At 72.3% G+C, this 11533-nt stretch carries 9 protein-coding genes and 1 pseudogene; 2 read left to right on the plus strand and 8 right to left on the minus strand.

Annotation, left to right across the window (positions count from 1 at the left end):
* Positions 1-8: 8 nt before the first annotated feature.
* The 5 genes from AB0447_RS17955 to AB0447_RS17975 form a co-directional block, all read right to left on the minus strand.
* Positions 9-2738: an exo-beta-D-glucosaminidase gene (locus AB0447_RS17955; protein ID WP_366477641.1), complete on the minus strand. Its 2730-nt coding sequence runs from the start codon at positions 2736-2738 to the stop codon at positions 9-11.
* Between the two features lie 320 nt (positions 2739-3058).
* On the minus strand, positions 3059-3232 hold the full coding sequence (locus tag AB0447_RS17960; protein ID WP_366477642.1) for a CsbD family protein: 174 nt from the start codon (positions 3230-3232) through the stop codon (positions 3059-3061).
* A 132-nt stretch (positions 3233-3364) separates the two neighbouring features.
* A complete protein-coding gene (locus AB0447_RS17965) occupies positions 3365-3592 on the minus strand; it encodes a DUF5133 domain-containing protein (RefSeq protein WP_366477643.1) in 228 nt (75 codons plus the stop codon).
* Positions 3593-3651: 59 nt separating this feature from the next.
* Positions 3652-5679, minus strand: coding sequence for a hypothetical protein (locus AB0447_RS17970; RefSeq protein WP_366477644.1), 2028 nt, complete (start codon positions 5677-5679; stop codon positions 3652-3654).
* Positions 5680-5862: 183 nt separating this feature from the next.
* Complete coding sequence (locus AB0447_RS17975) at positions 5863-6846, minus strand: aldo/keto reductase (protein ID WP_366477741.1); 984 nt, start codon at positions 6844-6846, stop codon at positions 5863-5865.
* A 110-nt stretch (positions 6847-6956) separates the two neighbouring features.
* Between AB0447_RS17975 and AB0447_RS17980 the strand changes: the two genes are divergently transcribed.
* A complete protein-coding gene (locus tag AB0447_RS17980; RefSeq protein WP_366477645.1) occupies positions 6957-7544 on the plus strand; it encodes a TetR family transcriptional regulator in 588 nt (195 codons plus the stop codon).
* Between the two features lie 39 nt (positions 7545-7583).
* Positions 7584-7898 (plus strand): hypothetical protein, encoded by a 315-nt coding sequence (locus tag AB0447_RS17985; RefSeq protein WP_366477748.1) that lies wholly within the window; start codon positions 7584-7586, stop codon positions 7896-7898.
* A gap of 170 nt (positions 7899-8068) precedes the next feature.
* Here the strand turns inward: AB0447_RS17985 and AB0447_RS17990 are convergent.
* The 3 genes and pseudogenes from AB0447_RS17990 to AB0447_RS18000 all read right to left on the minus strand — a co-directional run.
* Positions 8069-8293 (minus strand): annotated as a pseudogene (locus tag AB0447_RS17990) (winged helix-turn-helix domain-containing protein); the annotation flags it as partial.
* A 330-nt stretch (positions 8294-8623) separates the two neighbouring features.
* The gene (locus AB0447_RS17995; RefSeq protein ID WP_366477742.1) at positions 8624-9505 is read right to left on the minus strand and encodes an ABC transporter substrate-binding protein; all 882 of its coding nucleotides are present in this window, start codon (positions 9503-9505) and stop codon (positions 8624-8626) included.
* A gap of 107 nt (positions 9506-9612) precedes the next feature.
* Positions 9613-11511 (minus strand): ABC transporter permease subunit, encoded by a 1899-nt coding sequence (locus AB0447_RS18000; RefSeq protein WP_366477743.1) that lies wholly within the window; start codon positions 11509-11511, stop codon positions 9613-9615.
* Positions 11512-11533 lie beyond the last annotated feature (22 nt).

An 11533-nucleotide genomic window follows, 5' to 3' on the forward strand; every position in this document is an offset into this window, starting at 1 on the left:
CCGTGAGGTCAGCCGGCCGGGACCGTGACCGTGGGCGTGTTCCAGCCGGAGATCCGCAGCCTCGGCGCGGACCCGTGCAGATCGCCGGTCCGGTAGGTCGCCGTCACCGTGGCCGACTCGCCCGGCCAGAGGCTGATCTGGTTGTCGCTCCACCGGACGGGCAGCAGCGGCGCGCCGTCCGCGGACACCAGGTGCAGATCGGTGAGGAGGGCGGGGGTGTTCCCGGTGCCCGTGTTGCGTACGGTCACCGTCGTGGTCGACGTCCCCGACGTCCCCGACGCGCCCGCAGCCGTGGAGGCGGTCGCGGTGACGGCCGCCTGCCGCATCGAGTTCAGCCCGGTGAGATCGGCGTACGAGGTGGTGGGCGTGTAGTACCAGTCGGTGTTCGCGTAGTCGAGCACGTCCGCCTCGGTGGACAGCCAGTACACGTTGCGGCTCACCTCCCGACCGTCGGCGTCGGTGAGGAGCAGCCGGGCCAGATGGGTGGTGGACAGGCCGGGGACCGACGCGGGGACGGTCAGCGCGGTGCTGATCGCGCCGCCGCCCGCCGCGCTCAGCCCGGCCACCGTCCGGTCGTACTTCTGCGTGCCGTCCGTGTTGAAGAGCGTCACCCGCGCCGTCAGGCCCGAGACCGCGGAGGTCCGGTTGTTGACCACCGCCACCGACCGGTCGTCGTACGCGTACTGGATGTGCAGGGGCTCGTTCGCCTTCTTCGCGCCGAAGTAGGCCCCGCCCTGGTCGAGATACCGGTCGACCAGCTGCCAGTGCAGCGAGGTCCAGCCGCTGTTGAACATCCAGTAGATGACGCCGGTCGACGGATCGGACGTGTCCTTGGCGTTGCGGGAGTACGCCTCGAATTGTGCGCGCACGTTCTCGTACTGCGCGAGCTGTGCCTTGCGTACGTAGTCCTCGAGCCCGGTCGGGGAGCCGTAACGGCCGGCCAGCGCCGCGTTGTACAGCTTGAGCGTCGCGAAGGTGGACGACGGGGAGCGGTGGTACTGGCGGGCCGACGGCTCCTTCCACAGGGTCTCCAGCTCGGCCGGGGACATCATGCGGCGCAGCGTGTCGAGGGTCGGGACGTCCGGGCCGGCACTGGTCTCGGAGTTGAAGCCGACGGCACCGCCCTCGCGCTTGTTGTACCAGTAGCGGGGCGGGACCCAGTCGTACGGGCCGGTCATCTTCATTCCGGAGGCTCCGGTGATCGGCGAGGACCTGTCGGACGCCGAGGGGATCACCGGGGTCGTCCAGTCGGCGGCCTTCAGCGCGTCGAGGTAGCCCTGTTCGATCTTCCTGTTCGGTGCGAAGTCGCTGCCGATCAGGAAGGAGATCACGCTGGGGTGGTGGCGGAGCCGGGCCGCTTCGGCGGCCATCGACGCCTCGGCGACGGGATAGTCGGCAGCCTCCCACCCCACCCCGGCCTCGCTGCCGTTGACCTCCCCTTCCCACTTGTCGCAGCACTCCCAGCCGGGCAGCAGCAGGATCCCGTACCGGTCGGCGAGGTCGAAGAACTCGTCGGGCTCGATGTGCCCTTCCAGGCGCAGGGTGTTCAGGCCCAGGTCGAGGGCGTACGTGAGCCGGTCCTCGACGTAGGTGCGGTCCCAGCGCAGGAACTCGTCGGGGGACCAGCCGGCGCCCTTGATCAGCAGCGGGCGGCCGTTGATCCGGTACTGCCGGGCGCCGTCGGCGTTCAGGGGCGCCTGTACGTCCCGGATGCCGAAGGACTGGTGAGCGGTGTCCGAGGGGGTGCCGTTCACCGACGCGGTGAGGGCGAGCTCGTACAGCGGCTGCTCGCCCATGGCGGCGGGCCACCACACGCGCGGCGAACCCAGCCGGAGCGCCGGATGGTCGGCGGGGGAGAAGAGCACCGTCTTCGTCTCGTGGGGCGCCAGCGTGACACTCCGGCTGACCGCGGCCGGACCCGCGGTGCCGGACACCGTCGTGGTGACGGTCTCCGCCGAGTCGTTGCGCACCCGGGCCTTGACGGTCAGGTCGGCGGAGGACATCGACGGCATGCTCAGGGCGGTCACCATATGCGCGTCGCGCAGGGCGACCGGTCCGCCGCGCCGGACCGTGACGTCACGGACGATGCCCATGTTCTCGTCGGGCGGCGGCTGAAGCCAGTCGAGCCAGCCCATCGTGAGCTGCGTGCGCGGGTTGTTGGGCCGGATTTGGAAGGCGACCGTATTGGTACCGGCCGTGATCAGGTCGGTGACGTCGAGCTCGTGCCGGGTGTAGGCGCCGGCGACCGTGCTCGCGGTGGCGACCCGGCGGCCGTTGACGAAGACGTCGGCGGCGGAGATCACCCCGCTGAAGTCCAGGTACGTACGGGCGGTCGTGTCGGTGACGGTGAAATCGGACCGGTACCACCAGGGCACGGTGAAGCGCGCGGCCGGGATCTGCTTCTGGTGGGTGGAGTAGAACGGGTCGGGGTAGTCGCCGGCGGCGAGCAGCGCCGCGAGGACGGTGGAGCGGGGGCCGGCCGGGTACCAGCCGGCCGCCGGGTAGCCGGGGCTGGACACGGCCGCCGCCGTGTCCTCGACCTCCGCCGTCGACTGGATCGCGTACCCGGACAGGACGGTCGCGCTGCCCGGGGCCGCGGCGATCGTGGTCGCCCGCGGTCCGGGAGCCGCCTGCGGCGCGGGAGCCGGACGGGTGGTCCCCGCGGTGAGCGTGAGGATCAGGCCGGCGACGGCCAGCGCGGCGGTCCTCCCGCGTACGGAGGTGAGGCGACGGAACACGGGGCCTCCCGCGGGGACCGGGTCGGGATTCCGCGCGGTGCACAGGCGGGCGCGGCCGATCCGAGTCTGGCACGGCAGAGGCCACGCGCTGCGGCGACAGCCGGAGCCGGTCCACCGCTTGGGCTACACCGCACCGGCTGCACGGGTGCAGGGCGGCCGGTCGCTCGCGGCGGCCGGAGACGGGCCTCGTTCCGTGAGAGCACAGGCCGCGGGCGGGACCGCCCTGCTGGGAGGGGTCCCGCCCGCGGCGTGACGTCGGCGTACGGAGTCGGTCAGTCAACCAGGCAGCCGGTCAACCAGTCGGTCGGCCGGTCGGCCGGTCAATGCTTGAAGGTGTCCTTGATCTTCTCCTTGGCCTGGCGGGCATCGCCCTTCGCCTGCTCGGCACGGCCTTCCGCTTCCATGCTCTCGTTGCCCACCGTGCGTCCCGCGACTTCCTTGACCTTGCCCTTGGCCTGCTCGGTCTTGGCCTTGCTCTTCTCTTCGCCCGACACGGCCGATCACTCCCTGTGCAGTCGGAAACCTCGTACGACAGGCGTGTGACCGTTCTCCGCACCTCCAAACCCACCCGGCACCCCGAAAACCTCACTCCCTCGAGGGGCGGGCGGCCGGGAGGACGCCCCGGGTCATGAGGTGAGGATCGGCTCGTCCTCGGGGGTGTGCGCGGCCAGCCGCAGACGGGCGGCGGCGAGGGCGGCGTCCACGTCGCGCGTCCCGGTGGAGACGCACAGGGTGTAGGCGAGGTCGGCCATCCGCTGCCGCACCTCGGGACTGTCCGCCCCGGCATGAAGCACCCTCAGCTCCTCGTACCGCTCCACGAGGTTGTTCAGGACAGCAGGATGGGCCATCAGCACGACGGTGGCTCCTTCTTCCGGACCGGGGGGCGACGGTCGTCGCCTCGATGGACGCGCGGTTACCCGCGATCTCCGTTTCCATGCGCGGGTTTCGGGGCGGAGGCGGCCGGCCCCTTGCCGGCGGGTGGCGTCGTCCCCGGGCCGTCCTCGTCGGCGCGATGCGCGACCGCGCCCGGCGGGGTGGGCTGCGGGGAGCCCTGCAGGGCCAGCGTGGTGAGGACGACCAGCGAATCGGTCCAGCCCAGGGGCGCGACCGAGGACGGCAGGCCGGCCCCGTTCACGGTTTCGGGCAGCTCGCCGAGCCCGTTCCGCTTGGACAGCACCCAGTCCAGCACCCTGCCCGCCTTCGCCTGCTCGCCCGTACCCGACCAGGCGAGGGCGAAGAAGGACGTACTGGCCGTCCAGGCGTACGAACCCCAACTGAAGTCCGGGTCGTTGCCGGGCGAGACGCCGCCGTTGGGCAGCAGCAGCGCCCGGTGGGTGGAGTCCAGCGCCTCGCCGAGACCGGGCGGGGCGGCGTTGAACGGGGGCGCCATGAACGCCACCGCGCTGTCCCGGCCGTGCCGTCCGTCGGCGGTCCGCGGGTACCCCGCCGGGGCGAAGGAGGCGGCGATGCCGGCGGCCAGCCGCCGGGCCGCGTCCCGCCAGCGCTCCGCGTCCCCGCCCATGCCCAGCCGGCCGGCCAGGTCGGCCGAGGCGTTGAGCCCGGCCAGCAGCGGGGCGGCGGTACCGATGTTGGCGGTCTCGGTGTCCAGCTCCCAGTAGTCCGGGGAGGCCGGCGGCAGTCCGTCGGAGCCCAGGGACCGTGCGGCGTGGTCGGCCGCCTTCCGCACCATCGGGTAGAGCGCGCGCAGCCGTTCGTCCCGCGAGCCGGGCGGCGCCGCCCGGTACCACTGCCATGTGGCCCAGGGCACCCAGCCGTTGCCGTCCAGCTGCCATTTCCGCGCGTCCGGCGGTCCGCTGCCGTCCAGCTCGGTACGGGCCTCCCAGGTCCCGTCGGGCCGCTGGGTGAGCGCGTCGTAGTCCAGGATCCGGTACGCCTCCTCGTCGTGCCCGGTCACGGCGAACGCGGCCGAGGCGAACGCGCCGTCCCGCGGCCAGGAGTACTCCCAGGGCGGCGCCCACCCCGCGGCGAATGCGCCGTTGGGCTTCAGCAGCGCCCGCATCGACAGCAGGGCGCGCTGCACCGCGGCCCGCTGCACGGGGGTGGCCCCCGGCACCTTGCCCGCGGCCAGCCACGCGCGGCTCTCGTCGATCTGCGCCAGAGCGCCCGGGTCGTCCGCCGCGACCACGGTCGACGCCGAGGCGCCGTCGGGGAGGTACCGCCACCGCCCGGACGGCAGGCGCAGCACGTTGCTGCCGTCGACGTAGGAGGCGCCGACGGCGAACGAGGGCAGTACGGCCTCGGTGGCCACCCGGTTGGTCAGCAGGCCCGACGTACGGGCTGCGAGGGCCGTGGCGGGCACGTAGCAGGGCTCCGTCTCCCCGCAGCGCTCGCTGCCGGTGGGGTTGACGTGGAAGGCCGGCCGGGAAGCCTCGGCGTGCCAGCCGCCCCAGTACGCCCGGTCGTAGTTCCAGCTGGTCAGCGAGCCGGACACGGGCTGCCGCGTCCCGTACCAGGCGATCGGCTTGCTCTCCGCCGTGGTCGCCTGGACGAACAGGTGGTAGGTGGTGCCCGCGGTGACGGTGGCGCTGACCGGGAACTCGACCCAGCCGGCGCCGGCGCCGCCAAGGGTGGCGAGGTCCAGCGTCTTCGAGGCGATCGCCGACCCCCCGTCACCGTGGACCCGGCGGATCTGGGCGGTCACGGTCCCGGTTGCGGCCCCACTGGCGAGGTAGACGCTGACCCGCGAGATCCGGCTGCCGTCCACGGTGAAGGCCTGGGCCGCCGCGTTGTTCGAGGACTTCAGGCTGAACAGGGCGGTCTCATGGCGGGTCTGACCGTCATAGGACGCGAGGGACGCGGAGGACGTGAAGGACGCGTGGGACGCGTGGGACGCGATGGACGGAGTGTCCGGGAGCCCGGGGGGAACGCCCGTGAGGGCCGAGGAGAGCAGGGCGGGGAGCAGAGCCCTCGCAAACGCCATCGGATCCATGCCCTTCCCTCACTCGACGGGCGCGCGGGGCGGAGGGTGCCGGGGCGCCGAAAGCTGGACCCACCATGCCCGCATCCGGCCCCGGCGACGGCGGAGTCGGCCCGTCTCCACCCGGATCGGGCCGTACCGTCATTCGATCGTGTGACAAGAACCGGCGCGGATGTGACCTGCGCGTCAGCCGTTCAGCGACTTCATCAGCTCGGGGGCGTAGCGGTCGCCGGAGACCACGCCGTGCGGGGCCACGGCGTCGATGGCGGCCAGGTCCTCGTCGGTGATCGTGACGGCGGTGGCCGCGATGTTCTCCTCCAGGTAGCGGCGGCGCTTGGTCCCCGGGATGGGCACGGCGCCCTTGCGCAGCGTCCAGGCCAGCGCGAGCTGCGAGGGCGTGACGCCCTTCGCGGCGGCGAGGCGGCGCACCTGGTCGACCACCGCCAGGTTGCGCCGGAAGTTCTCGCCCTGGAATCGGGGATCGGTACGGCGGAAGTCGTCGGCGGCGAAGTCGTCCGGGCTGGTGATGGCGCCGGAGAGGAAGCCCCGGCCGAGCGGGGAGTAGGCGACGAGCCCGATGCCGAGCTCGTGCAGGGTGTCGAGGACGCCGTCGTACTCGATCCCGCGCTCGAAGAGGCTGTACTCGGTCTGTACGGCGGCCAGCGGGTGGACGGCGTGGGCGCGGGCGATGGTGCCGGGCGAGGCCTCGCACAGGCCGATGTGGCCGACCTTGCCGGCCGTGACGAGCTCGGCCAGGGCGCCCACGCTCTCCTCGACGGGCACGTTCGGGTCGACGCGGTGCAGGTAGTACAGGTCGATGTGGTCGGTGCCCAGGTGCCGGAGGGAGCGGTCGGCCGAGCGGCGGATGTACTCGGGGGTCGCGTTGTGGCCGAGGAATCCGCCCTCGTCGGTGAACTCGATACCGGTCTTCGTGGCGATCACGGCGGCTTCGCGGCGGCCGGCCAGGGCCTTGCCGAGCAGCATTTCGTTGCGGAAGGGGCCGTAGCCCTCGGCGGTGTCGAGAAGGGTGACGCCCAGCTCCAGGGCGCGGTCGATGGTGGCGAGGGACTCGGTCTCGTCGGTGGCTCCGTAGTGGGCGCTCATGCCCATCAGGCCGAGGCCCTCGGCGCCGACCTCCAGCCCCTGGCCGCCCAGCGCGCGGATCTCCATCGTGCTCTCCATGGTGTGCTCCTCAGTAAGTAACTAACTGGATAGATTTATTATGCGACGGGTCCGCGCCGGATGTCAATAACCGGATAGTTACTTGCTAGGCTGCGCCCATGGCACGGGATTCCAGCGCGACCAAGGCACGGCTGCTCGATGCGGCCTTCTCCGAGTTCGCGGCGTACGGCATCGCAGGAGCGCGGGTCGACCGCATCGCCGAGGCCGCGCAGGCCAACAAACGCCTCATCTACGTCTACTACGGCAACAAGGAACAGCTCTTCGACGCCGTGCTCCAGCGGGCGCTGGAGACGGGCTCGGAATCCGTGCCCTTCGACGCCGACGACCTGCCCGGCTATGCGGGCGCCGTCTTCGACCACCTCGTCGAGAGGCCGTCACTGATGCGCCTGGTGCTGTGGAAGCAGCTGGAGCGCCCCGGGTCCACCGACATGGAGGCCGGCTCCTACCAGGGCAAGATCGCGGCGGTGCGCCGGGCCCAGGAGACGGGCCGGATCGACCCCGGAATGGACCCCGCCGACCTGCTGACCCTGGTGGTGGCCCTGTCGCAGGCCTGGTTCGGAGCGGTGGGCGGCCCGGCGGCGGGGGAGCAGGGCCCGGCCTGGCCCCCGGAGCGGCTCGCCCGCCACCGGGCGGCGGTGGTGGAGTCCGTACGCCGGATCACCGCACCGCCCGACTGCGACCGATAGGTGGCCAAGAGCCCGCACGGAACCGACTCACGGAGCACCATGCGTTCTGCACTGCGCACGTTTGCGCGCCTGACCTTCGGAAACTGGCTTTCAAGGTCGTACCTTGCCCTTGCCGCCTTCTTCCTGCTGTTCGGCTTCGGAGTGAACGACAGCTACGTCGGCGGACTGTTGGCCGCCCTGCTCACCCTCCCCACGGGAGGCGCCCTCGTTGCTGTCGCCGGTTTCCTGGGGGCATGGGCTCGGACGGGCGTGGCAGCGGGCTTCATCCTGCTGTTCTCGTACACGTTCCAGGCGTTCCTCCTGGGGCTGCTCGTGCACGCGGCCCGAAGGCGATCCGGGCGATTCCGGGTGTAGCGAAGCCTGATCGTCCGGGCCCAGTCCTCACGGTCACCCAGCTCCCCGACCGATATTGAGTGATCGACAAGACACCCCCGGGTCCTACGACGCCGCGCACAGGGAGTGGCCCAGTGGGGCCGGCCGTAGAAGACCTCGCGGCCGCTGCGGTTGCGGGTCAGCAGGCCGCCGACGTGCAGCACCTTGAGGTGCTGGCTGACCGCGCCCGGAGTCATGGACAGGCGGCGGGCCAGGATGACCGTGGTGACCGGTTCCGCGAGGGCTACCAGGATCATGGCGCGAGTGCGGCCGATGAGTGCGTTGAGCGCCTCGGTCGTCGGCACGGTGCCGTGCTGCCAGACCGTGGCGACGCCGGGAGCGGGGTAGGTCAGCATCGGCTGGTACGGCTCCGCCATCACCGTCGTGTCCGGCCAGTGGAAGACGCTCGGCACCAGGATCAGCCCGTCTCCGCGGAGGGGGCCGCTGCGCCGCCACGCCAGCGTGCGGACCCGCAGCTGCTGGTCGATCACCAGATCGGGCTGTTCACCGGCGTCCGGGACATGGGCGTGGACGAGCTGAAGCGCAACGTCACGGTGTCTCCGCCCTCGCCCGCTGGCACCGGGGGCGCGCACCGACCGGGGGCCCGGCGCGCACCCCCGACCGGGGGGGGCACGGCGCACCTCCGACCGGGGGCGCGGCGCTCGCCGGCCCCCCGGCGGGCGCCGTGCCCCCGGGCCCCGGCCCCGTCACCGGGTCCAGGCGCGCCAGACCTCCTCGTTCCGCTCGACCCACCTGCGGGCCGCCTCCTCGGGCGAGAGCTTCTCCTCCGCGATCATCAGGGCGACCTCGTTCTGATCCTCCGCCGTCCAGCGGAACTTCTTCAGGAACGACGCCGCCTTCCCGCCCTTGGCCGCGAAATCGGCGTTGAGGAACTTCTGCAGCGGAGTGTGCGGATAGGCGCAGGCCACCTTCTCGGGGTCGGCGTCGCAGCCCTCCTTCCACTCGGGCAGCTTCACCTCCGTCATCGGCACCTGCCGGAACAGCCACTGGGGCTGGTACCAGTACGTCAGGAACGGCTTCCGCTCCTTCGTGAACTGCTTGATCTGGGTGATCTGGGCCGCCTCGGAGCCCGCGAACACCACCTCGAAGTCCAGGCCGAGGTTCTTCACCAGGGCCTTGTCGTTCGTCACGTACGACGGGGAGCCGTCCAGCAGCTGCCCCTTCCCGCGGCTCTCCGCCGTGCCCAGCCGGTCGGCGTACTTGTCGAGGTTCTTCCAGTCCGTCACGTCCGGGTGCTGCTCGGCGAAGTACGTGGGCACGAACCAGCCGATGTGGCCGGTCAGCCCGAGTTCACCGCCGCGGACCACGGTCTTCTTGTCGTCGACGTACCGCTTCTCCTGCTCGGGGTGACCCCAGTCCTCCATGATCGCGTCGATCCGGCCCTGGCTGAGCGCATCCCATGCCGGCACCTCGTCCACCTGCACGGTGTCCACGCGGTAGCCCAGCTCGTGCTCCAACAGGTATGCGGCAACAGCCGTGTTGGACTGCGCGCCGACCCAGGACTGCACGGACAGGGTGACCGTCTTCGCGCCCTGCGCCGCGGCGTACGGCGAGGACTGCTTGGTCATGTCCGCGGCACCGCAGCCGGTCAGCACGGTCAGTACGGCCAGAACGGCGGCGGTCGCGGCGGGCGCGCCGAACGCGCCCCGCCGCCCTCGGCGTTCGGATGTGTGCATCATGCCCGGACTCCCTTCGCCGGCTGGGTGATTCGGTCGAGCATCACGCCCAGACAGACGATCGCGGCCCCCGCCACCAGACCGGTGGCCAGTTCGCCCTTCGCGAGGCCGACGACCACGTCGTAGCCGAGGGCGCCACCGCCGACCAGACCGCCGATGACGACCACGGCCAGCACCAGCACCACGGCCTGGTTGACGGCCAGCAGAAGCGCCGGACGGGCGAGCGGCATCCGGACCTGCCACAGCAGCTGCGATCGGGTCGCGCCCAGCGACCGCGCCGACTCCACCACCGCCGGATCGACCTCGCGCAGCCCCTGCGCGGTGATCCGTACGACGGCCGGCACGGCGTACACGACGGCCGCGGCGGCAGCCGGGGCCCGGCCCACGCCGAACAGGGCGACGACCGGAATCAGGTACACGAACTGCGGCATGGTCTGGCACACGTCCAGCACCGGACGCAGCAGCCGCCCCGCACGCTCGCTGCCGGCCGCGCCCACCGCCACCGCGAAGCCCAGCGCCAGCGTCACCGCCACCGAGGCCAGCACCTGCGACAGCGTGTCCAAGGACGGCTCCCACACCCCGAGGACACCGGTCGCGGCCAGCGCCAGCACCGCGGTCAGCGCGGTCCGCCAGGTGCCGGCCAGCAGCCCGACGGCGCCGACCAGCAGCAGGAGCAGCCACCACGGCAGCCCCTGAAGACCGGACCGCAACGGATCGAGCACCCAGCCGGTGAAGCCCGCGGCCCACTCGGCGGTACCGCCGACCACCGGCACACCGGAATACAGGTGGTCCGTCATCCAGGCCACGGCCCGGTTCACGGGCTCGGCCGGGGACACCGTCCAGGACTCCGGCCACTGCGCGGCCCCGAACATCCGGCCCGCCACCGCCACGGCAGCGGCCGCGAGCACGGTCAGCACCCGCCCGTACCAGCCGTCGAACACCCGGAGCAGGAACGGCCGCTGTGCGGAGGCGTCCGGCGGGGAAGCCAGCCGGACACCCGCCGCATGCGCCGTACGGTCCATCACCACGGCCAGCAGCACGATCGGGACGCCGGCCGCCAGGGCCGCACCGACATCGACCGACGCCAGCGCCTGGTACACCCGGTCGCCGAGGCCGCCCGCGCCGATCACGGACGCGATCACCGCCATCGACAGACCCATCATGATCGCCTGGTTGACACCCAGCAGGATCTGGGGGCGGGCCAGCGGCAGCCGGGCCGTCAGCAGCCGCTGCCGCCCGGTCGTACCGAGGGACGCGGCGGCCTCCATCACCCCGGCGTCCGCCTCGCGCAGGCCGAGCGCCGTCAGCCTGGCCATCGGCGGCGCCGCGTACACGACGGTCGCCAGGACCGCGGCGGGCACCCCGATGCCGAACACCAGCACCATCGGCAGCAGGTACGCGAACGCGGGCAGGATCTGCATCGTCTGCAGCACCGGCTGCAGCGCCCGGTCGGCGCGCGGCGACAGGCCGGCCGCCAGCCCGAGCAACCCGCCCACCAGCACGGAGGCGAGAACGGCCACGACCATCAGCGCCAGCGTCTGCATGGTGGGCACCCACATGCCGAGCAGCCCGCAGACGGCCAGCGCGGCCGTGGAGGTCAGGGCGAGCCGGACCCCGGACAGCCGCCACGCGAGCAACCCGGCCAGCGCGACCACACCGGACCACCCGGCAGCCAGCAGCAGGGTGTACACGGCACGCACGGACACCACCACGACATTGCTGACGTGCCCGAAGAAGTAGAGGAAGACGGGGTGGCTGTCCCGGTGGTCGACGATCCAGTCGCCGGCCCGGCCGAGCGGCCCCGACAGGTCCACGGCCAGCGCGCCCGGCCAGCTGCCCGAGCCCGGGTACAGCACGGCGAGCACCCCCAGGGCGGCCGCGGCGACGGCCGGGGGCAGGGCCCGGCGGACGACGCGGCGG

Origin of the sequence: Streptomyces sp. NPDC051211, assembly GCF_040689505.1 — a bacterium.
GTDB lineage: Bacteria > Actinomycetota > Actinomycetes > Streptomycetales > Streptomycetaceae > Streptomyces.